This window comes from Nocardia sp. (assembly GCF_025465275.1).
Lineage (GTDB): Bacteria > Actinomycetota > Actinomycetes > Mycobacteriales > Mycobacteriaceae > Nocardia.
Genome location: NZ_JAODNK010000179.1, coordinates 25,729 through 45,483, shown reverse-complemented (window position 1 = coordinate 45,483; position 19,755 = coordinate 25,729). Strand labels below are relative to the sequence as shown.

Sequence of the window (19,755 nt, the reverse complement as noted above, 5' to 3'; positions counted from 1 at the left end):
TCCGTGTGCGCCTGACAGCCTCTACATGGACCAGGTCGACCATGGCTGGTCGCGGTGAGGGCGTGAATTGACCACGATCAGTCATGTGCGCGGGTGCAACCCGCAGTCCATGCTCGATTTCGCCGCCGACCTGGTGAAGCAGAACGACAGCTTCGTCACGCAGGTCGACGCGATGGAGGCATCGGTCGACAAGGCCATGAACAACTGGAAGGGCGACGCCGCAGCCGCAGCCTCCGAAAAGGCGATGGCACACAAGCTGCACGGCAATCACCTCGCGACCACCATCGTCGGCATCGCCGACCAGTACAACACCTATGGCGCTCAACTCGCCGACACTCAAACCGCGTTGTTGAAGATCGTCGACATGGACGTCCCTGGCGCGGGGATGACCGTGGACGACGACGGCAATGTGACTGCGCCGAAGGTTCCTTCCGGCCCCGATCGACCCTTGTCGGGGACAGCCGCGCTGGTTCAGCAGATGATCGATGGGCAGGCGTCAGGCTTCCAGACACGGATCAAGGCACTGCTGTTCCAGTTCGGTATGTCGGAAATATCGGCGGCACAAGCGATCACCGCTGACCTACAACTACTCACCGGCTACGAGAAGACGCCCGATAATGCGCCGATCCGTCCCAGTGTGCAGATAATTCTGGACGGTGATTCTGAGTTGCCTACGGATCCCAAGAAACTGCATGACTTCTGGGAGAGCCTGACACCGGCGGAGAAGGATGCGCTGTACGAAAAGGACAACTACATCGGTAACCGCGATGGTCTGCCCATCGTGGACCGCGACCACTACAACCGCGAGAAACTCGACGACGAACTGACCCGCGCCCAGAACGGCGACCCGGCAGTCAAAGACAAACTCGCTGATTTGCAGGGCATAGCCGCATCGCTCGACGGGTCTGACCGGTACTTGATGCTGATGGATACCCAATCCGGCAGCATTCCTCACGCCGCGGTCGCAGCCGGCAATCCAGACACAGCAGACCATGTGTGCACCTACGTACCGGGGACTACCTCGCGCCCGTCGATTATGAACGGTGATGGGACGAAGAGCGGCGATCCGACGGAGAACGACGATATGGCACGCGTCGACGCAATGCGACAGCAAGCCCAAAAGGATGGAGCCCCGAACACATCGGTGATCGCATGGTTCGGCTATGACGCACCGCAGGAACTGATCAATGCCACGCACGTCTCCTACGCAGACAAGGGAGCAGCCGCGCTGGACCGGTTCCAAGACGGTATCCGCGCCTCCCACGACGGCCAACCGTCATACAACACGGTGCTCGGCCACAGTTACGGCACCACCCTGGTCGGCGACGCCGCCAGCCATGGCCGCACTCTCAATGCCGACAGCCTCGTACTGGTGGCCAGCCCAGGCACCACGGTTGAGCATGCCAGCGACCTCAGTCTGACCGGCGTGTCAAACGCTGATACACCCAACCACGTCTATGTCACCAAGGCCGACAACGATCCAGTGGCGCTGTACGGCCAGAACAAATACGACCCGGTTCTCCGATGGTTCAAGCATCATGGTTTAGACGACCTCGGCGGCGACCCCACGTGGCGTTCCTACGGCGCTCAGAATTTTCCCTCAGACCATCAGGGCGCGTGGGGATACGACGGAAACACCCACAGCCAATACTGGTTGCCGAACTCGAAATCGATGCAAGGCATGGGCGAGATCATCGCAGGCGATGGAAATGAGGCGGTGAAAACCAAGTGATATTCAAGCGGCACAGTGCTGTTCCGGTGCTCGGTATCGCACTGCTCACCGCAGTAGCGCTGGTGAGCGGATGCGGGAACGACCATGGAAACACCCATGACTCACCACGCATCATCGACACGGGAAACAGCGGAGGAACCAAAGTGGATCCATCTCTCACCGAGTCGACAGCCCGCGACAGGCTCAACACCTATCTGCTCGACTCTCTCCAGGGACTTTCGCCGGGCTTGAGCTATTCGATTACGTCGGACAATCACTACCTCGGAGTCATGCATACACCGAGCCTCAGGGTGCCCTGCGATGACGACGGTCAGCATGGCAGCGGTTCGGTGCTGCAGGTCAGCTACTGGTTCGTCGGCGTTCCGAAAGGGCAGAACGCCCAATACTTCGAGCAGATCCGCAGTGCCTGGACTGCACGGGGCTGGACCCTCCAGAAAGACGCCGATGAACGCTGGGCACCGGTGCACACCCCCGACGGCTACGTACTCGTCCTCCAGTACGCACCATCGCAGGACCAATCCCTGAGCGTCACCGCCGGGTCTCCATGCTTTCCCAAGGCAGTCGGAGATACGACCGCTCCTCAACCGACAGAGATCAAGCGCCCGTAAGGATTCGTGAATGTTCCCTCCGCGCAATGATTCCGATGAACTCGGCCTCAAGGTGCAGCGTGCTCAACACGCTCTCGAACAGATCCGTGGCGTGGGTGTCGCGCAAGGCGTCCGCGTGATCGTCGACGCCGAAGATCGCCTGCTGTCAGTGACGGTGAACGAGGAAGCCGTCATCATGGCCGCGTACCACGCGGCGGTGGAAGACAAGCGCCCCAAGGTCGATGAGGCCCTGCGAGAGCTGCGAGCCGATACAACCTTCGAAGCGATATCGACGTACACGAACGGGAACTCAGCCCACCTGGAAGCCGAGCGTGTAGAACGACAGCGCAAGGTGGACGAAGAGTTCGACGACGACTATTACGAGCGCGGCTCGATCAAGGCCCCTGATTGGTAGCCATCGATGCAATCCAGCGTCGATGATTCAGGCCGGTAGTCTCAAGGCCGCGATGGCTTGAACCTCGTCGAGTAGTTCTACGGATTCGCCGGAGCTGTGAGGCAGCGAAGCTGGCATGCATGACGACGACGTGCGCCCTGGAACCGAGCTCACAGACCAGCCGTCGGCGAATTCCCGTGTGGGACAGGGTGATCACCGGCGTGTGTCTTGTTCTGGCCTTCGTGACCGCGATCTGGTTGACAATGCTCACCGGAATGCTTGCGATGGCAGGCGATCCATGTGCGCCTGACAGCCCCTGCACGGATCAGGTCGGCCATGGCATCACTGTCTCTCTGCTGGGGATGCTCGCAGTCCTCGTGATCGGACTGGGCTGCGTGATCATCGCCGCGATCACCCGCACCCGGCTGTTCATCTGGGCTCTGGCGACCCTGCTACTGCTACCGGTCCCCGTTGTCATCGGCAGCAATATCGCCGACCATGCCTCGCAGCTCAGCACGGTTGGACCTTCGCACCCCTGAACCCGGACGACCGAGCGAGCACGCCCGCGATCCGACCACCGGGTACGCCTGGGCTGCAACCAGAATGGCACGGTGGTGGTGCCGCAATTCGCGACCCAAGTGGCGCCCGAATTCGCGATCAAAGCCAATTGACGCGCCACAACGGGCCGTACACACCACACACACCGGTGTTACCTTGGTACCATGGTCCCGCGCAGTGACTGCGCAGTGGCTTTACACCACACTGACAGGCGGAGGTTGACCGCACGGCCAACCCCCGCCCCCGATTAGCGATGCAGCAGATCAATCAGCAACTGCGTCAACAATCGAATGCCGGAAGCAAAGAGAGCCTCGGGTACAGCTGGCAGGCCACCCGAGGTTCTCGCTTTCTTGCGACGCGGCTTTTTCCGCGCTTGCGGCATCATTCACCCCCTCTCCCAGAACACGACTTCAGATCGCGCATATGCGAGCTGAATTGACCGTGTCCCCGGCTAGGTAGTGAAGCTCAGCGCCCTCCTGCTAGCGGAAGGTTCTGAGCCGCAGATAGATTAACCGCCCACGAGGCAAGACGGGTAGCTGCCACACCCATTCTTCAGCGCCACTGGTGAGCAATTTACACTGCTACCAGTGGCTTTACGTCCCTGACGGCTCTGGCATGTTTGCCCCCAGGTGGACCGCTGGCCGAAGGTCGTAGCTGCGGCACTTGGTGGAGGCCAAGCACGTCGCCGAGCCTGAAGACGGTGCCGCGCTCTTCTACGCAGCCGATAAGTCTGCCGCGCTCATGCCATTTTCGGATGGTCGCAGCCTTGACTGGCGAGCCGTCGAAATGCGGTAGCAGCTGCGCCAACTCGGAGGCCGTGCCTGAAACCTGCTGCGACTCCTGCCACATCCAGGCGCGATGCTCGGCCGCTTGATGTTCGCCGCCGCACTTCCGGCACGACACCGCCCGCAGGTGCCCCGGTGCGGACACAGGAGCGCCGCAATCGAGGCAGTAGCCCGAGAACCGGAGGCCGGCGGGAGTATCCACCACGCCCCAGGCTTTCGTGATCTCGCGCAGGACCGAGCGAATCCAGAAATCGGCACCGGGTCCGCGGCTGGTGCGTGGCAGCTGTTCGAGGATGGCGAGTGCGGCAGCGCCGGGCTTGAGCGGGCGCGGCGCGTACGGCACCGGCGCGGCGGCGTAGCGCAGCGTCCGCAGCAGGGTCCGGCTCTGTTCGCTGGCGCGGTCGTTGAGGATCAGCGGCCGGTCGTGTCCGCTGCCCGGCGAGCCCTCACCGCGCGGGCGCGTGACGTCGGTCTTGGTGATCGTCACGTCGAGCTGCGCGAACAGCTCGGGGATGCGCCGCAGGTCCCTCACGAAAGTGGAGAGCATGGTATCAGACACGGCAGACAGCGGTATCACCTCTCAGAACAGTTGGTCGACTGGCGCATTCGGGTGGGCGAAGCGGATGGGAGCGAGTGCGTCGAGGTACGTGGCGCGGCGCGGCGGGTTGGCCTTGTAGCCGGGCCAGCGGTCGGAGCGGCCCGCGAGGTAGCCCTTCTTGATGGCGTAGAAGCCGCCGCGCTGGGTTTGCGGGTCGGGTCGGTGCCCGGCGCGAATCCAGGCGGTGAACTCCTCCCACAGGTCCGGCTGCCGGAACCGCATATGCAGGATCAGGTGACAGGTGATGCATAGCGGCACATAGGTTTCAGGCCGGGAGTAGTCCTCCAAGTGGCCGTGAATTGCGCCGTCGTCCTGCGCACAAACTGCGCACTCCGACGGCGGCTCCCACAGTCCGGATGTCCACATAGCGTTCAGTTCGTCCTGCACGCGTTGGCGGTATGCGCCGTCGAACCCGTTGTACGTGGACATTGCCATGGTGGCTACTCCTTCAGCGTCAGGTATGTGCGTTGCTTGCCATCGAAAGTGACTGCCTTCCAATGTGTTTCAAGTCCCGCAACTTCATCGCTAACTGAGCGTAGCCTGTGTTTCGCGTCCTGCCGAGGGGCGCGGCCCTCCAAAAACAGATGTCGCACACCAGCTTTCGCGAGCGTCTCCCCCAGTATCTCGGGTGTCACTCCGGCATTGTCCAGCTCTGGCAACACGCGGCGGGCCGCGACGATGGTCACGCCCGCCTCCCGCAGGAACTCCCCGAACTCCGGCATCTGGCCCGGAGTCAGCATCCAATGCCGCACCGGCACACTCGGGCCGTACGTGCCCGCTGTGCGCCCGGCGTCGATCGAGTTGGCGTCGGCCTCGACTGCGTGCACGGCGAACCGGGCGTGCTGGAGCCGCCGCGCCAGCAGGCCTGTCGAGGCACCGAGGTCCAGCACCGCGCCGTCCGAGGGCGACACCTCCGACCTGATCAGGTTGTAGATGTCGTCATGGATGCGCGGGAACCGGCCGGAGCGCTGCCAGTCATAGAGGTGCTCGGCGGCATCGAAACGGCTCATGCCGCAGCGTCCTTCGGGTACCAGGCGGGCGTGTACGCCCACTCGCTGATCTTGCGGGCGGAGAACACGCCGTCCTGGGCGAGTAGGTCCACCTCGGCGCGGGTGCCGCCGATCTCGGCCGCGATCTGGTCCGGGTCGAGGTGGTGGATGGTCAGCAGCTCGCGCACGATGGCCGACATCTCGACGGCGGCGTGAGAGCCCTTGGCGCGGTTGATGCGGATCGTCATCAGCATGGCCGTCGGCTTATCCACATCGAGCACTGCGACCGGCACACGGCCCTTCCACCGCTGCCGCACAGCCTTCGAGTCCTGCGAGAGCCGCCAACGGTGAAAGCCGTCGATGATGATGCGGTCCGGGTTCACCATGAGCGGCTGAATCCAGCCTGTGTGCAGTAGCGACCGCTCCAGCAGACGCAGCTCCGGCTTGTGGACCCTGTTGGGGTTCCAGACGTTCGGGTCCAGGGTGTCGGCCGGAATCCACTGGATATGGTCGATCGGGTTCGCGTCCGCCGGGGTCGGTGCCAGGCGCGGAAGCCCTTCAGTGTTGCTCACTTGGCGGCTCGTTTCTTCTGATCGGCCTTGGTCATCGGGGTGATGGTGCGCTTGTAGGCACCGGCCATGAATTGCTTGAGGATGTGGTCGGGCGGGTAGGCGGCCGGGTTGCGGGCAGCGGTGACGCGCATCCGCCGGAGCACGGTGAGCGCCTTCTTCTGCTGCGCCTCGTCGGTGATCGTCTCCTCGACGTACGCCTGCACGCCGTCGAGTGACTGCCCGTACCGCTGCATGAGCGCGTCGCGGTCCAGCTCTGCGTAATAGCGTTCCTGCACAGCCATTTCCGGTACGAGCGAGATCACCTGCTCGTAGAAGGTCGGCGCGTAGGCCCGCAGCCGGCCGAATGTCTTCGCCGATTCCGCGTGCAGCGGCGTCGAAACCCGTAGCGGCGTACCGGAAAGGACCTGCGAGTCGTAGATCGGGCAGTACAGGATGCTCTTGTCGTAGAAGTACCGGAAGATGTCGTTCTCTTGCCAGTCGAACAACGGCTTCACGGTCATCACGCGCGGGTCTTTGCTGGCGTTGATGTAGTTGTCGTGCAGCTTCGCTTTGAGCGCGTTGAAACGCATGATGGACTCCGCGGCTCGCACCCCGGTCACGATGGCGACCTTGCCTCGTTCCCCGCGTGAGACGACGGTGTCGGCGGTGTACTGGTCCAGCACCAGATCAGCGGGCAGGCCGAGCTTCTCGGGTGTGAGCGCCCACTCCGGGATTGGTCGCATGTGCTCGCGGGCGGGGTCCCATTGGATGTAGCGGGTGGACTGGCCGAGGATGTACTTCGTCGACTCCAGCGGCACGCAGTACCAGCGCAGGTCGATCCAATCGAGCTGCCGGTACTTGTTGACGAAGTCGACGACCTGATCGGGGATCAGTTCCTCGTCGCGGAACACGACTTTGATGGGCCGGGTGTCGCCGCGCTCCAGGGCTACTTCGCGCACCAGGTGCAGGGCGGCGAGGGAGTCCTTACCGCCGGAGAACGCGACCATGACCGTGTCGAACAGGTCGTAGACGCGGTGCATCCGTGTCTTGGCTTCCTCGTACACGTTGGCGTCGATGAAGCCTTTGACCCGCGCCATCAGGCGGCCCTGTCCCCGGCCGTGGCTGCCAGGTACTCGGTCAGCCGCTCGGCGACGGTGTCCTTGTCGCTGTAGGTGCGCTTGAGCCACTTCGTGAACCCGAACCAGACGTCTTGCTGCTGCTCGTCGTCGAAGATCAGGTTGTAGGAGATCACCGATTCGCCGAGGCTGGGCTTGTCGTCCGGGAGGTCGACGTCCTCCGGCTCGATATCGTCGAGCAGGGCGTTCAGCTCGTCATCGGTGTAGCCGGTGCCGTCGAGGTCGCTGACATCCTGCAGCAGGTTCGTCAGGTCGTCGACGTCATAGTGACCTTTGTCGGCGAGGCGGTTGTCTGCCAGCACGATCTTCTTCGCGCTGTCGTCGTCACAGATGACCCAGTGCACGTCGATCTTGTCCCAGCCCAACGAGATTGCCGCCTGCATGGTGTGGTTGCCCGCGAGCACGTGGCCGGTGGACTTCTGCACGACGATCGGACGGAACTGTCCGTTGGCCTTGAGGCTCGCGGCGATGCCCTCGACGTCGCCCCGGCGCGGGTTGCCGGGGAACGGGGTCAGCTTGGAGATGGCGACGAGGGTCATTCGGAGATCCGTTCGGCCAGAGCGGCATAGCCGCAGATGTCGGTGTAATCGTCGCGATGGAAGGCGCGCTTGGAGCGCGAGACCTTCAGCAGCACCATGAGATTGGCGACGTCGCGGGCGTAGACGGGGTGGCCCAGGTATGCGGACCACAGGCCGGCGATCCGCTCGAACGATTCGGCGGGGTTGCCGTAGGTGTCCATGCGGTCGCCGTCGATGATGGCGGCGGCCTCGTGCAGGACAGTCGGCGCGGTCGCGGTCGGGGCCGGAGTTGGAGCGGGGGCGGCGGGGGTCGAGAACTTCGCGCGGGCCGCCCAATCGGAGGCGTACTCGTCCAGTTCCTCGAAGTCGTCCTGCTCGGGCTCGGCGACAGCGGCGCCAGGAATCGGTCCGCTGGTGGCGAATTCGACCGGCTTGCCATTGGCGGCGGCGGTGCGCTCAGCCTCGGTCGGCATGAGCGGGTTCGCGCCAGCAGCAGCGGCGCTCGGGTCGATCGGCAACTCCTCGCCGTCGAAGCGGGTGAGCGCTTCCTCCAGCTTGGCGCGCAGCATCTCCTTGGTCACTCCGACCATCTGCGGGGGCACGGCGGATCTCCTTCGGTGTCAGGGGGTTACGGGCAGTCGCCGTCGCCGTCGCCGTCGGCGTCGGGAGCTTCTTCGTCGTCGTATGGCGGCTCGCGCCAGGCGTCGGACCATGCGGCGACGACGATGTCGGCGGGGTCGAAGCCGCGGTGGACTTGCAGGTGCAGGGCGATGCCGAACGGCAGGTGCAGGGCGATGCGAATCACGAGACACCCGCCAGTTCGGCCGGGTAGCGCCAGCTCAGTTCGAGCCACAGCGCGCCGGGCTCGCCCTTCACGGCTTCGTGGATGATCGGCTCCGGCTTGGCCATCCAGCGCGGCGAATCGTCCTGCACCATGCCGTATCCGATCTGGGCGGGTACGGGCCGTTTGGTGCGGCGCGAGATGCTGGCGGGCTTACCGACGGTGAGGGCGTCGCAGGCGGGTTTGAGTGTGGCCCACAGGTTGTCGGTGTCGCGGACCCTGTTGTCTCGGGGCCGGTAGTGCAGCTGCACGGTGACGTGGTCGACGCCCCTGGGCAGCCACGCGATAGTGGCGAGACGGCAGATGTCTTCGCGGATCTGTTTGCGGGCACGGGCTTTCGCGAACGCTGCTCCGCGTGATGCGCCGGAGTCGTTCATCGACAGCGGCGGCCGGGTGTAGGGCAGCGGCAAGAGGGCGGTGTTATTCATCGGGTGGTTCCTCGCGGGTGTCGATGGCGGTCGACGGGCAGTCAGAGTTCGACGGTCACTTCTGTGTCCGGCGGCAGAGTGAGCGGGCGTTCGCCGGAGTAGCCGGTCGTGACGTAGGCGACGACGTAGCTCGACTTGCGTTCGACGCCAGCGATTCTCACGCGGTAGGTGCGGCCCCGGTCGCGGTAGACGAGGGCCTTGCCGACGTCGTAGCTGTTGAGCGCACCGAATCGTTTGGTCATGCTGCCTTCCTGGTTGCGCGGCGATGCTTGGATTGGCAGCCGAGGCACCGGCCGTCGGAGTGGTAGCGGGCGTGGCCTTCTGGGATCGGGTCGCCTCGACCGACGAGGGGTCGGGTGCAGTCGGCGCAGTGGGACGGGCGCAGCTGGTAGACCTTGGCGAGTTGTCCGGATCGGCCGGTGGCGGAGTAGCAGCCTTTGCACAAGCCTCGGGCGGCGAGGCGGGCTTCGTTGACTCCCAACGGTTGCCCGGCGGGGATGAGGCGGCGTTCGCATCCGGGACAGACAGGAATGCGGTCTTCGGGGCGGCCGTACCGGTTGATCACTTCGCGCAGTGCGAGGGCGGTGTTGTTGTCGCCTCGGCACACGATTCCGGCAGCGATGACACCGTCTGCGGGGAGGGTGATATCGGGTTCGGTGGCAAGCTGTCCGGCCCCGAGTGCGTTACGTGCACATCCAACGAACCTGCTTATGGGACATGATGTCTCACACGTTGCGACAGCCTCGACGGTCTCGGGATACAGGTGCCAGTCGAGGTCGTCGCCAGGCTGGAGAAATCGAGGGTCGAGGTGGCATGGTGCCTGCTGTCCCCTCGCGCCCGTCATGCCCCGATCTTCAACTACTGCGCACACACTACGCAATCTCACTGCGCACGCGAATGTGTTGCGGCACCTCCAGGCCCGCGAGCTACGTCGACGTCAGGCGAGGTTCTTTGACCCGCGCGCAACACGCGCACGGCACGGAGGTCGAAGCCCACCCCTCCGAGCGGCAGAGGGGCCGATTCGGGCCATCGGGCCGCCTACTGGGCGGTACCGAAGTTCAACCCAGCGGGCCAGCGCGCAGCCTTGAGCATAGTCGCGGCGGCCATCGGCTCCAGTGCGCGCAGAATTATCCGACTACAGGCAACAATCGTAAGACGAAGATTTTGGTCTGCAGCCTCCTTAATTTCGAGGATAAGGTCGTTTGCGCTTCGTCCAACTGGGTCATAGTGCACCCCACCTTCACAGTTCGCGTAGTGCTTTATGAGGTCCAAAACAGATGCAGATTCTTGAGGAATACTAGGATCACCGCCGCTCATGCGGATTAGAACTTTATGAGAAAGAAACCTCTGAATGTTTCCCTCTACATGCTGAAACCCCATAAATTTGGTCATGAAGTCCCGCTTGTCCGGGCTGTAATTTACTGCGATCATCGCCTCCGCGATCACCGGATCGAGCATTAGCCCAGCGACGGCTACTTGGGACTCAACCGTCTCTTCGGTTAGGAAGCACATCCCAATCCAATGCAGTACTGGCTTGGTCTTAAAGGTTCGATTTACTTCAGTCCATAGCTGAGGCTGATCAATTAGTAGTCGGCGAATCAACCCGGAAGCCTGAACCATGTCGTATTCAGATGCACGGAGGTCGCTACGCCTCCGGAGATCTTCGATGGTCTCGATAAAGATCGAGTCAATGTGCATAAGTCCATCTTGGCTCATGGGCAGCATCGAGGCGAGGAACGCCCGCGCGCAGCGACTACGATTTCTGAGGCTGAGCTTCCTGAGATTGCTCTCGCCCAGCCAGCCGACGGGAAAGCGTCACCGACTCCTGCGCCAGATCTATGGCCTCGTCAACTCGTCCGATCTCACCCAGGGCAACAGCAAGGTTCCCAATGCTCCTGGCCAGTTCCGCACGGAATCCAGCTGGTTCGACGGCCGTGATCCGACGATAGATTCCCACTGCCTCCTCGGCGGCGGCATGCGCATCATGCCAATGCCCAGCCTTTCCGAGAAATCCGGCCAGGAGATCTAGTGACGCTGCAAGTTGCGGTAAGGCATCGGCAGCCTCCGAAATATTCCTACCGTCTAGGGTCGATACAGCTGCCTGCTCAGTCAATTCAGACCCAAAGTCAACTGCTGCAACAGAGTTAGCCTCCATGGGGGCATCCGGGTTGGTGATCACGGAAATAGGTTGACCTGTGGCCGACGTGACGAGGACCGTTTTGCCCTCAGCAATAGCTTCGTTGACCAGCCGAGTAATTAACGGGGACTTGCCTCTCCCGGGTGGCCCCCAAAAAACTATCTGTCCTTCGGTGCCGTCCGGAAGCCTTAATGTCAGGCGGTATTCGTCTGACGCCCCAGACTGGAAAGCGCGAGAGCTTCCGGCAAGCGCAGAGAGTAGGCGTCTCCCAGTACCCTCGTATTCCTTCGCTGACGCGATAGTGAACGAAGGCGTGGATCCGGCCAAAGCCGACAGCAAATTGCGATGGAAAGTGTTTGAGCGCATTACTTTCCCTTCGTGCTCACATTGTCTTCACCGGGCAGAAGAGACTCGGCGTATTGGGCGAGCTTCTTCACGATGACTGGCGCACCCGCGCCGACGCCAAAGGCGATGAGCGCGTTCGAGACAATCAGGGTCGTGGCCAGGGCCGCGGTGGTCGCTGTGGCCACTCCGAGGTGAATAAGAATCGACACCGCGTAGACGCCCCCGCCTGGTCCCCGAGGTCGTTGCCATGGCCACCCCTTGGCTCGACGGCTAGCCTCCAGGAAGATGACTCCGCAGTTTGAACCAGCCCCTGTCAGCCCCCAAAGGGCGTACTGCCATGACATTGCATGAACGATACGGTCACTTGATGTTCCTGGCCACCACAGATTCTGGGCGCACTGCTTGATGATTCCATGGCTTACCAACCACTCTCACACAAGCGAGAGATCGGTCACGTCGCCCGCTCGTGTGAGGTAGACGAGTGCGCCTCGTCGGGCTTCCGCGCCGTGCATCTCGCGGTAGTAGTTCGAGCCACCGTCCAGCGTTGAGGACTGGATGCGCGCCCGTTTGTCGGTCGTCTCCAGCTCCCACGTGTGGTAATGCCCGTGCACGAGAACGTCAGCGGCGCCAGGGTTTTGACCGTGGAACGTCTGGGCGGCCCACCAATCCATGGCCTTGCCGCGCCGCCATTGGTGCCCGTGCGCGATCGTGAAGACGGTGTCACCCGCTTCGACGGTCATGTACCCGCGCTCCGGGTCGGGGGTTCGAATCTGGATGTGCCCGAATGCATCCGGGTTCCGGGCCAGACCCTTGCTCACACTGTTCGCGGCATGGGTGGCCCATCCGTCGCCGGGGCGCGTGGTCTGGAATCTCTGCGCCTCGTCATGATTCCCGTTCACCACATCCACGAGCACCTGTTCGGTGTCATCGGAGAACGCCTCGATCGTGGTGTACAGCAGCTGCTCGAACACGGCGATCTGATCCGTCAGCGTGAGATCGGTACGCCACCAGTTCCGGCCGTTCTGCGACTGGTTGCCCTCGACGCAGTCGCCCGGAAACATCAGGTGCACAGGGCCAACAGTGTTGAAGCGGCGCAGCACCCGGTACTTCTCAACCGCCCGTTCCAGCGACCCGAGATAGCGGGTGACGATGCCGTCGGTTCCACCGTTGTCCGACTTGCCGATCTGCAAATCAGAGGCTTGGAAGTTGAACACCGCAGGGCCAGCGAGGGCAGGCCGGCGGGCTGGTGGATGGTCGATCATCTGCGCAATCAGCCGATCCGCGGTGACTCCGCCCGGCCGCTCGGCCACGACGTAGAAGCGATCGGCCTGGAGCCATTCGCCCGCGAAGTTCTGCCAGCGTGAGATCCGTACGGGCCGATCGGGATCGAGTCGCACACCTTGTCCGGCCAGGCCGTGCTTCTCCAGCAGTTCATCGAACGCGACCGTCTCCGCTGCGGAGTGCAGGTCGGAGTCGATGAAGCCGGTGCGGCCGTCGAACTCGATGCGCGGCTTGTACTGCTGCTCTTTGGCGGAGGGCTGGGCAGCGAGTTCGGCGGCGATTCCCATGCGGCTCAGTCCTTTCGGGGGCAAGGGCAGTTGCCGAGGGTGTGGGAGTAGAACATCGAGGGGCTGCCGGTGTAGCCGTGGTTCCGGGCGACGCGCAGCAGCGCGGACTTGGGACGGCCCTCTGCCAGCCACGTGAGCGCGTCGGCGCGGTCGGCGGCGGGCAGGGAGTCGAACCAGCGGCCAGAGACACACGAACCCTTGGCGGTGTCGACGTCGGCGGCCAGCTCAGCAAGGAGGCTCATGTCCGGCCTACTTGGGTTCGGCCAGAACGGCGAACGGACCCTGTGCCGCGAGATCGAGACTGTCGAGCGCGACCTCCGATCCGGTGGTGTACCACCAGTCGTCGACCTTGTGCCAGATCGTGTCGAACGGTTCGGACTTCAGCACGGTGTTGTTGCGGCGCGCGTCGAGCCATGAGGCAGGGAACGCAGGGTGCGCGGCAATGACGGCCGAACGGTCCTGAGCGGCGAGACTGAATCCGGCACTGAATCCAGTTTTCGGCTCGTCGAAGAACTCGATTTCCTTGGCGCAGTTGGTAAGTGCGTCGAGGGCGCGAGACAGCGCCAGCAGGCGGCCTTGCCCATACGGGCTGAGGTCGGCGACCACTTCGGCGATTGCTTCCAGGACGTTTTCGATGGTGTCGTCGACAAGGTCGGACACGGGCAGACGTCTCCTCGGGTTGGTGGTTCTTTCGGGTGCGGTCTGGCGGGACCTCAGTTAGTCGGCGATGACGTCGTACGTGGCGGCGACGGCGTCTGCCGGGGCGGGCGAGAACTCACCCGATGTTCCTTGGAGCACCCAGTCTCCGACCTTGAGCGGAAGCCACTGTGCGTGAACGGAATTCCACACTTCGGCAGTCACACTCGAGTCGTGGTAGATGGCGGGGTACGCCTGATCGCCTGGGTAGGCGCGAGTGCACGCAGTGTTGCCGTATGCCCTGCGGCCCAGCATTTCTGCGTTGATGTCGTGAAGGTTATCCCCGGTGTACTGGACGGCCTTGATGCGGACCGGTTTGGTCTTGAGCGTTACGGCGGGCATCAGGCGGTCACCTCGATGAGTCGGGCGTCGGCGGGGGCTTCGACGGTCAGAGTGGCGGAGAGCTCCCCGTTCGCTGCACCGAGTGTGATCGGCCAGGCGGGTACTGGGTTGGCTCCGTTGACGGGGCCGAGTGCGATGTTCCAGCAGCCGGTGTCGTCGTCGTCTCCGATGCAGATGCGGAGTTGTCCAGCGGTGGAGACGATGTGGAACTGTGCGCCGTTGTAGGCGTCGTAAGTCTCTGTGAGGCAGTTGAAGTCGTCTGTGGTTTCGACGAATGCGATGTCGTCGTCTTGTCCGTAGAAGGTGAACCGGGGCACGGCGTAGACGCTATGGGCGTGCGGGGCCGGTTGCAGAGTTGGAGTCGGAGCCGCAAGCGCCCGGTGCATCTTCGATTGTTTGCGTCGTTGTTGCTGCGGCTCATGCCCGCAGCATACAACGAACTCGAACACCTGTGCGAAAAAGTTGGGCCTGTGTTCGACTACGGGCAGTGCGCACCGGCAAGAACACCCGCGAACTTCCCGAGGCCACCGATCTGCGCCTTGCCCAGCTGGCCGACAGCGAGCGTGCCGTTGGCAAGCCGGTTGTCCGCCTTTCCTGTCCCGCCGCTCGTGCAGTTGATCCGCACCCAGTAGCCGCCCTCGCTCAGCGACGACTGCAATGTGCGAGCCACCTTGTTGTAGGTGTTGACCAGGTCCGTCGGATCAGCGCTACCCGTCGCGACGCGAATCTCCTTGCCCTGGACCTCATACGTGAACGGCGGGGGCTCCGGAAAACCGGTCGCAGTCGCCGCGGCCTTCGTGGTGCCCGCCGGCCTAGACGCTGGCGTGCCTTTGCTGTCGTCGTCAGACGAGCACCCGGCGAGGGCGGCAGTTGCGGCAGCGGCAGCAGTGGCAGCCAATACGACAATTTGGGCGCGGCGTTTCATGTCCCGCATCCTGCCAGCCACCCCCGGCAGCGGCAGAACCCCGCCACCGGGACGGGGTCTGATCGGGCAGGCTACTGCTCCCAACCAACCTCTCGACGGAACGCCTCACGCCGCTGATCCTGCAACTCCTGGAGCTTCAGCAAACCCCGCCGGTGCTCTTCGAGCCGGATCGACGATCCGCCCATCGACAGCTTCTCGGTGAGGGTCCGAATCTGCTGATCGAGGGACACCCTCTCGGCGTGCGCGGCCTCGTCCACCACCGGCGGCTGATCAATCATCGGGTTGCTCACTTCGGGACTCCTTCGATGGTAAGGGTTGCGACGGTGAGCTTTTCGGCGGCGACGCGGGCGATGGTCGAGCACTGCCGGGCCTGCGCGCCGGAGTGCGCAGTCGGGTGGTCGAGGGTCGACCGAATCCGATGGAACGACTCGACGGCGTCGGTAGCGGCAGCCTGCAGCTGGTTCGCTCGGTGATCGGTCACGCGGTGCACGTGGTTGAGGTCGCGGTACCGGCGGTGCACGGTCGCGATGTGGTTGAGCAGGTCGGCTACCTCGCCTGTGGTCAGGGTGAGGGTCGGGTGCTTCTCGCCGCTGAGGATCGCGTCTCCGGCGACCTCTGCGCAGCGGGCGTGCAGGACGTCGAGAATATCGAGCATTCAGATCACTTCCCAGATGGCGGAGGAACGGGTACCGGACTTCTTCGGCGGCTCTGCCATTCGGATGCGGCCGAGGCGGTGGGCCGCCTGGATGACCAGGGACACCGTGCTGGTGAGGGCATCGGGCATATCGACGGCGAGCGTGGAGAACTGGAAGCCGGGACCGTTGGCGATCAGGACATCTATGCGCTGCTCGACCGCGACCCGCTCGGGGGTGCGGTAGAGGAATCCGGCGCGGCGGAGCGCGGCCTCCAGGCTGTCGGCGGTGTGGCCGAGGCGTTTGGCGATGGTGTCGAACGAGAGGCCGTCGTCGGCCAACCAGCAGAAGTCGCCGACGAGGTTGACGTTGGAGATCTCGGTCTCGATCGTGGTGGCCTTCGTGCCGACGGGGCGGCGGCGGGCCATGATCTCGCGGTGGGACAGGTCTTCTTCTACCTCGAACATGGTGGCAGGCATGAGGTTCGGTCCTTTCGGGGCGCTGGCGGGCGCGACGGTGGGATGATCAGGGGCACTGGGCGGACCGACTTCAGGTCGGCCCGCCCAGACCATTCACGCTGTTAGAACGGTGCTTCCTCGTCGCGGGGCTTCGAGCCCCACGGGTCGTCACCCCCACGCTGCTGCGGTCGGCTGGCGCCGTTGCCGCGTGTGGTCTTGTTGACCTTCGCTGTCGCCGACTTCAGCGACGGGCCGACCTCCTCCACCTCAAGCTCGACGACCGTGCGCTTTTCGCCTTCCTTGGTCTCGTAGCTGCGCTGCTTCAGACGACCCTCCACGATGACGCGCGTTCCTCTGGTCAGCGACTCGGCAACGTTTTCGGCGGCTTCGCGCCAGATGTTGCATCGCAGGAACAGGGTCTCGTCGTCTTCCCACTCCTGCGTGGTCTTGTTGAACTTGCGCGGCGTGCTCGCAACGGTGAAGTTGGCGACGGCCGCGCCTGCGGGCGTGAATCGGAGTTCGGGGTCGGCGGTCAAGTTGCCGATGACGGTGATCACGGTGTCGTTAGACATGGGTGGTTCCTTTCGGGTTGGCGAAGAAGGGGTTACAGGTCGAGGGCTCATGTCACGGCTAGTTCCTCCCTCGGTAGATGGCGTGGTCGGTGTTCTGGGCTCGCGAGCACGCGGTGCATCGGCAGCCCCAGTTCTGGTACGTGTACGGCGTGCCGTGAGTGAGCGGATCGCCGTTTGTATCGACAGCGGCGAAAGGGCGGCCATTGACCGTCAGCCGCTGTGCGCGGCGGCGGGCTCGTACTTGGGCGGTGTAGACGCGCACCGCTTCTCGGCACTCATCGCATCGGCAGCCTTCGACGGTGTAGCTGGCGACCTTGCCGTGAGTGAGGTCCGAACGGACCTCGAACATGACGGTCACCGGTCGCCCTCGATGTCGAATAGGTGCACTTCGTCGACAACAACGGCTTGCGCGGCAATGCCCTTCGCGGCGGGCCGGAAGTCGCTGGTGCCGAATCGGTCTGCGGCCATATCCGTCAGGCGCATCGGCTCGGTAACCTCGCCGTCGTACTCCTGGCGGATCACCGTGCAGAACGCGCGGACCGTGCCGTAGTCCTCCATCTGGAGGCGGTCGATGCGCAGGGTGCGGATGTTGGACTCGCGGGTGTCGCGGAACTCGTCGCCGACACGGATGACCAGGCCCTTGCGGGTCTTGTACTCGTTCACAGCAGGTCCCATTCGTAGTCGCGGTCGGCGTCGGTGAAGTGGTCGCTGGTGTCCACGCCGTAGCTGACTTCGAGGGCGGCGATCCACTCGGCGGATGGCTCGGCGTCGATGCAGTCGGAGCATTCGCAAGCCGCGGGCTCGTTGTCCGGATTCGTGCACCATGCGCAGTCGCATCCGGGACCGCCGGTGAGCTGGTTGGGGTGGCATGTGGGGCAATCGCCGGTGTCGTCGCAGAAGTGATGCGCGTCGATATCGGTTGCGGGGTCGACGAATTCGACTCGCATTGGTGGTTCCTTTCGGCGGGCCGGGGCGCGGGCTGGCGGACCTGTGCGCCCCGGTGCGGTGTGACTTAGGCCGGGTTGTCCATGTGGAAGGAGAGGCGGCGGGCTGCGGAGTCGATCAGGGCGTCGTTCTCGGTGAGGAACTTGGTGCGCGCATCCTGAAGTTCGATGATCTGGTCTTGGGCACGCTGAATCTTGGCTTCCCACAACGCATGCGGTATGTGGAGCACGGCGTATACGTCGGCGAAGAGGGCCTCGAGCTTTTCACGGGCTGAGGGGGTGGCGTAGTCGTCCCACTTGCCGTCGGCCTTCCGCACCCACCAGGCCGCCTCGCTGCCGGGCTCCTTTGTGCAGTCGATTGCGGGCTCGACCATGAGATCGACGTTGACGTGGTAGTCGACACGGTTGGCGCTCAACCTGGGGCCACTGATCCGGAGGACCCACCCGGCGGCGCTGCTGTTGTGCTGCTTCTTGCGCCATGCGTAGGAGACCTCGAATCGGCCGGACACCGGTCCGTCGGCGAGGTAGATGGCGTGTCCCTCGGAGGTGGTTTCGCCTGTGTGAGTGAATGTCTGGGTGGTCATGACTTGGTTCCTTTCGCGCCCGGTGGCGGCCGGGCGGGTGGGTGGGTGACCGTGGCGGCGGTCAGATCTGTGCGGCGCTGCTCCGCGCAATCCGGGCAGCCTCGCCCGTGCTTACGAAACGTTGACCGGTGACGGCGGCTACTGACTGGGCGGAGAGTTCTTCCTGCATCAAACGCACTGCCTCCGCAATTCGCCATGGAAGTCTTGACAGAACCTGTCCCGAAAACCTGTCCATTGATGCCCGGGACGTGATGGTTTGGCCGGGCAGGTATTCGACCATGCAATCCGGGAAACTGGGGTACAGCAACAACATTGGTGAAATGTTGAGCGCATGGGCGAGGACTACAAGTTCGGTCACCTCGATTCGCGTTCGACGTCCGACCTCCAGATCCGCGATGGTCGACCGCGTAACTCGATGTCCAAGATCGGCAGTCTGATCCGAGAGCCATTGCGCAGACCGCCTACCGCGACGGCGGCGAATCTCCTCGGCTATCCGCTGGGTGGTTGCATGCTGCCATATTTGTGGTTGCGTCATCTGATTGAAAGCCTCTGTCAATTGGCCGTGGCGGCGGTCAGGCTGCTTCGTCGGCCAGGTCGAGTAGGTCGTGCTCGTACTCGTGGCCTTCGTCGTCGATGTTGAACAGGAGTCCGAGGGGCTGCTGTGACTGGTCGGTGGGGCGGAGCGCCGCCTTGGTTCGGCGGCTCTTCCGGTCGTCGAGGGTCACAGGCCGGCAGGCTGCCAGAGGTTGTGGTCGTAGAGGGCGTTCAGATCCCACGCCCAGTCCTCGTTCATGTATCGGGCGAAGGATTCGCGCACCTCGGCGAACTGCTGCCCGTACAGGTGGCGGTCGGTGACCTTGATTGTGTGGAAGTCGCCGTCGTTGTCGGTGGCAGCGACGGGCAATGCGCCTTCGAGCCATCCGGCGACTCGTTCGGACGGGACGAACAGGAGGTCGCCGTCGTTAATGTCGTCCCGGACCTGGCTCTGGTCGTATGCCTCGCCGCTGGAGGCGAATACGTGAATGGGCATGGCGTTTCTCCTGGTGGGTCGTTGAAACCTTCCCCGGCCGATGGCAATCGACCGGGGAAGACGGTTCCTTTCGGGTATCCCGTTGGCGGACGGGACGTGTTGCACCACTTGCACTTTCAATTTCGTGGTGCTCGGCGCAACGGGGATGACATTAACCTGGCTGTCGCGCAGCTGTCAATTCACTGCGCACTCACCTGCGCAAACCTGGAGGTTGTGCACAAACAAGCGAACATGGCACCTAACTAGGCGTTTTGTTTGACATTGGGCTAGTTCTGGCACTCTGACCCATCGCATCCCGATCCCATAAACTACGCATCCACTACGCATTCCGATCCCATCTCGATCCCATCCAGATCGCATCCACTGTGTGCGCCGGACGACGTGTTGATGGCGACGTCTGCTGGT

Annotated in this window: 35 protein-coding genes; 5 read left to right on the top strand and 30 right to left on the bottom strand. The window is 63.5% G+C overall.

The window, feature by feature from the left end:
• The first annotated feature begins 67 nt into the window (after window positions 1-67).
• The 4 genes from JWN03_RS37035 (at window position 68) to JWN03_RS37020 (ending at window position 3,252) form a co-directional block, all read left to right on the top strand.
• The gene (locus JWN03_RS37035) at window positions 68-1,732 is read left to right on the top strand and encodes an alpha/beta hydrolase (protein WP_297625321.1); all 1,665 of its coding nucleotides are present in this window, start codon (window positions 68-70) and stop codon (window positions 1,730-1,732) included.
• Between the two features lie 26 nt (window positions 1,733-1,758).
• Entirely contained in the window at window positions 1,759-2,340 is a 582-nt protein-coding gene (locus JWN03_RS37030; protein WP_297625319.1) for a hypothetical protein, read from the top strand.
• Between the two features lie 10 nt (window positions 2,341-2,350).
• Window positions 2,351-2,734 carry a YbaB/EbfC family nucleoid-associated protein gene (locus JWN03_RS37025; protein ID WP_297625316.1) on the top strand — a complete coding sequence of 128 codons (384 nt, stop codon included), beginning with the start codon at window positions 2,351-2,353 and terminating at the stop codon, window positions 2,732-2,734.
• Window positions 2,735-2,853: 119 nt separating this feature from the next.
• A complete protein-coding gene (locus JWN03_RS37020) occupies window positions 2,854-3,252 on the top strand; it encodes a hypothetical protein (RefSeq protein ID WP_297625314.1) in 399 nt (132 codons plus the stop codon).
• A gap of 592 nt (window positions 3,253-3,844) precedes the next feature.
• Here the strand turns inward: JWN03_RS37020 and JWN03_RS37015 are convergent.
• From JWN03_RS37015 to JWN03_RS36970, 10 genes are read right to left on the bottom strand one after another with little or no spacing between them, the layout of a single operon-like run.
• Window positions 3,845-4,615 carry a hypothetical protein gene (locus JWN03_RS37015; RefSeq protein ID WP_297625311.1) on the bottom strand — a complete coding sequence of 257 codons (771 nt, stop codon included), beginning with the start codon at window positions 4,613-4,615 and terminating at the stop codon, window positions 3,845-3,847.
• Window positions 4,616-4,636: 21 nt separating this feature from the next.
• Complete coding sequence (locus JWN03_RS37010) at window positions 4,637-5,089, bottom strand: hypothetical protein (RefSeq protein WP_297625308.1); 453 nt, start codon at window positions 5,087-5,089, stop codon at window positions 4,637-4,639.
• A gap of 5 nt (window positions 5,090-5,094) precedes the next feature.
• A complete protein-coding gene (locus tag JWN03_RS37005; protein WP_297625305.1) occupies window positions 5,095-5,664 on the bottom strand; it encodes a hypothetical protein in 570 nt (189 codons plus the stop codon).
• Window positions 5,661-6,215 carry a ParB N-terminal domain-containing protein gene (locus tag JWN03_RS37000; protein ID WP_297625302.1) on the bottom strand — a complete coding sequence of 185 codons (555 nt, stop codon included), beginning with the start codon at window positions 6,213-6,215 and terminating at the stop codon, window positions 5,661-5,663. The genes JWN03_RS37005 and JWN03_RS37000 overlap by 4 nt, the downstream gene beginning before the upstream one ends.
• Window positions 6,212-7,291 carry a phosphoadenosine phosphosulfate reductase domain-containing protein gene (locus tag JWN03_RS36995; protein WP_297625300.1) on the bottom strand — a complete coding sequence of 360 codons (1,080 nt, stop codon included), beginning with the start codon at window positions 7,289-7,291 and terminating at the stop codon, window positions 6,212-6,214. The genes JWN03_RS37000 and JWN03_RS36995 overlap by 4 nt, the downstream gene beginning before the upstream one ends.
• Entirely contained in the window at window positions 7,291-7,869 is a 579-nt protein-coding gene (locus JWN03_RS36990; RefSeq protein WP_297625297.1) for a ParB N-terminal domain-containing protein, read from the bottom strand. Before JWN03_RS36990 ends, JWN03_RS36995 begins: the two co-directional genes overlap by 1 nt.
• On the bottom strand, window positions 7,866-8,450 hold the full coding sequence (locus JWN03_RS36985; protein ID WP_297625294.1) for a DUF6378 domain-containing protein: 585 nt from the start codon (window positions 8,448-8,450) through the stop codon (window positions 7,866-7,868). Before JWN03_RS36985 ends, JWN03_RS36990 begins: the two co-directional genes overlap by 4 nt.
• 26 nt (window positions 8,451-8,476) lie before the next feature.
• Entirely contained in the window at window positions 8,477-8,653 is a 177-nt protein-coding gene (locus JWN03_RS36980) for a hypothetical protein (protein WP_297625291.1), read from the bottom strand.
• A complete protein-coding gene (locus tag JWN03_RS36975) occupies window positions 8,650-9,117 on the bottom strand; it encodes a hypothetical protein (protein WP_297625288.1) in 468 nt (155 codons plus the stop codon). Before JWN03_RS36975 ends, JWN03_RS36980 begins: the two co-directional genes overlap by 4 nt.
• A 41-nt stretch (window positions 9,118-9,158) precedes the next feature.
• Window positions 9,159-9,359 (bottom strand): hypothetical protein, encoded by a 201-nt coding sequence (locus JWN03_RS36970; RefSeq protein ID WP_297625285.1) that lies wholly within the window; start codon window positions 9,357-9,359, stop codon window positions 9,159-9,161.
• Window positions 9,360-9,382: 23 nt separating this feature from the next.
• Here JWN03_RS36970 and JWN03_RS36965 point away from each other — a divergent pair, with 23 nt between their 5' ends.
• Window positions 9,383-9,838 carry a hypothetical protein gene (locus tag JWN03_RS36965; RefSeq protein ID WP_297625283.1) on the top strand — a complete coding sequence of 152 codons (456 nt, stop codon included), beginning with the start codon at window positions 9,383-9,385 and terminating at the stop codon, window positions 9,836-9,838.
• A gap of 317 nt (window positions 9,839-10,155) precedes the next feature.
• Here JWN03_RS36965 and JWN03_RS36960 read toward each other — a convergent pair whose 3' ends face one another.
• From JWN03_RS36960 to JWN03_RS36865, 20 genes are all read right to left on the bottom strand, one after another.
• Entirely contained in the window at window positions 10,156-10,815 is a 660-nt protein-coding gene (locus tag JWN03_RS36960; protein WP_297625280.1) for a hypothetical protein, read from the bottom strand.
• 55 nt (window positions 10,816-10,870) lie between these two features.
• Complete coding sequence (locus tag JWN03_RS45630) at window positions 10,871-11,272, bottom strand: tetratricopeptide repeat protein (protein ID WP_366914526.1); 402 nt, start codon at window positions 11,270-11,272, stop codon at window positions 10,871-10,873.
• 347 nt (window positions 11,273-11,619) lie between these two features.
• Window positions 11,620-11,784 (bottom strand): hypothetical protein, encoded by a 165-nt coding sequence (locus JWN03_RS36950; protein WP_297625275.1) that lies wholly within the window; start codon window positions 11,782-11,784, stop codon window positions 11,620-11,622.
• 246 nt (window positions 11,785-12,030) lie between these two features.
• Window positions 12,031-13,167 carry a hypothetical protein gene (locus JWN03_RS36945; protein WP_297625272.1) on the bottom strand — a complete coding sequence of 379 codons (1,137 nt, stop codon included), beginning with the start codon at window positions 13,165-13,167 and terminating at the stop codon, window positions 12,031-12,033.
• A gap of 5 nt (window positions 13,168-13,172) precedes the next feature.
• The gene (locus tag JWN03_RS36940) at window positions 13,173-13,409 is read right to left on the bottom strand and encodes a hypothetical protein (RefSeq protein ID WP_297625269.1); all 237 of its coding nucleotides are present in this window, start codon (window positions 13,407-13,409) and stop codon (window positions 13,173-13,175) included.
• A 7-nt stretch (window positions 13,410-13,416) separates the two neighbouring features.
• On the bottom strand, window positions 13,417-13,827 hold the full coding sequence (locus JWN03_RS36935; protein ID WP_297625266.1) for a hypothetical protein: 411 nt from the start codon (window positions 13,825-13,827) through the stop codon (window positions 13,417-13,419).
• 57 nt (window positions 13,828-13,884) lie between these two features.
• Complete coding sequence (locus JWN03_RS36930; RefSeq protein ID WP_297625263.1) at window positions 13,885-14,205, bottom strand: hypothetical protein; 321 nt, start codon at window positions 14,203-14,205, stop codon at window positions 13,885-13,887.
• Window positions 14,205-14,522 (bottom strand): hypothetical protein, encoded by a 318-nt coding sequence (locus tag JWN03_RS36925; RefSeq protein ID WP_297625260.1) that lies wholly within the window; start codon window positions 14,520-14,522, stop codon window positions 14,205-14,207. The genes JWN03_RS36930 and JWN03_RS36925 overlap by 1 nt, the downstream gene beginning before the upstream one ends.
• Before the next feature lie 161 nt (window positions 14,523-14,683).
• Window positions 14,684-15,130: a hypothetical protein gene (locus tag JWN03_RS36920; RefSeq protein WP_297625258.1), complete on the bottom strand. Its 447-nt coding sequence runs from the start codon at window positions 15,128-15,130 to the stop codon at window positions 14,684-14,686.
• Between the two features lie 71 nt (window positions 15,131-15,201).
• Window positions 15,202-15,420, bottom strand: a complete 219-nt coding sequence (locus tag JWN03_RS36915; protein WP_297625255.1) for a hypothetical protein — start codon at window positions 15,418-15,420, stop codon at window positions 15,202-15,204.
• The gene (locus tag JWN03_RS36910; RefSeq protein ID WP_297625252.1) at window positions 15,417-15,785 is read right to left on the bottom strand and encodes a hypothetical protein; all 369 of its coding nucleotides are present in this window, start codon (window positions 15,783-15,785) and stop codon (window positions 15,417-15,419) included. The genes JWN03_RS36915 and JWN03_RS36910 overlap by 4 nt, the downstream gene beginning before the upstream one ends.
• Window positions 15,786-16,241, bottom strand: coding sequence for a hypothetical protein (locus JWN03_RS36905; protein ID WP_297625250.1), 456 nt, complete (start codon window positions 16,239-16,241; stop codon window positions 15,786-15,788).
• 101 nt (window positions 16,242-16,342) lie between these two features.
• Window positions 16,343-16,792 (bottom strand): single-stranded DNA-binding protein, encoded by a 450-nt coding sequence (locus tag JWN03_RS36900; protein ID WP_297625247.1) that lies wholly within the window; start codon window positions 16,790-16,792, stop codon window positions 16,343-16,345.
• Window positions 16,793-16,850: 58 nt separating this feature from the next.
• Complete coding sequence (locus JWN03_RS36895; RefSeq protein WP_297625245.1) at window positions 16,851-17,150, bottom strand: hypothetical protein; 300 nt, start codon at window positions 17,148-17,150, stop codon at window positions 16,851-16,853.
• The gene (locus tag JWN03_RS36890; protein ID WP_297625242.1) at window positions 17,147-17,455 is read right to left on the bottom strand and encodes a hypothetical protein; all 309 of its coding nucleotides are present in this window, start codon (window positions 17,453-17,455) and stop codon (window positions 17,147-17,149) included. The genes JWN03_RS36895 and JWN03_RS36890 overlap by 4 nt, the downstream gene beginning before the upstream one ends.
• The gene (locus JWN03_RS36885; protein ID WP_297625240.1) at window positions 17,452-17,739 is read right to left on the bottom strand and encodes a hypothetical protein; all 288 of its coding nucleotides are present in this window, start codon (window positions 17,737-17,739) and stop codon (window positions 17,452-17,454) included. The genes JWN03_RS36890 and JWN03_RS36885 overlap by 4 nt, the downstream gene beginning before the upstream one ends.
• 65 nt (window positions 17,740-17,804) lie before the next feature.
• Window positions 17,805-18,320, bottom strand: a complete 516-nt coding sequence (locus tag JWN03_RS36880; RefSeq protein WP_297625237.1) for a hypothetical protein — start codon at window positions 18,318-18,320, stop codon at window positions 17,805-17,807.
• Window positions 18,321-18,381: 61 nt separating this feature from the next.
• Window positions 18,382-18,678, bottom strand: coding sequence for a hypothetical protein (locus tag JWN03_RS36875; protein WP_297625234.1), 297 nt, complete (start codon window positions 18,676-18,678; stop codon window positions 18,382-18,384).
• 214 nt (window positions 18,679-18,892) lie between these two features.
• Complete coding sequence (locus JWN03_RS36870) at window positions 18,893-19,045, bottom strand: hypothetical protein (protein WP_297625232.1); 153 nt, start codon at window positions 19,043-19,045, stop codon at window positions 18,893-18,895.
• A complete protein-coding gene (locus JWN03_RS36865) occupies window positions 19,042-19,350 on the bottom strand; it encodes a hypothetical protein (RefSeq protein WP_297625229.1) in 309 nt (102 codons plus the stop codon). The genes JWN03_RS36870 and JWN03_RS36865 overlap by 4 nt, the downstream gene beginning before the upstream one ends.
• Window positions 19,351-19,755 lie beyond the last annotated feature (405 nt).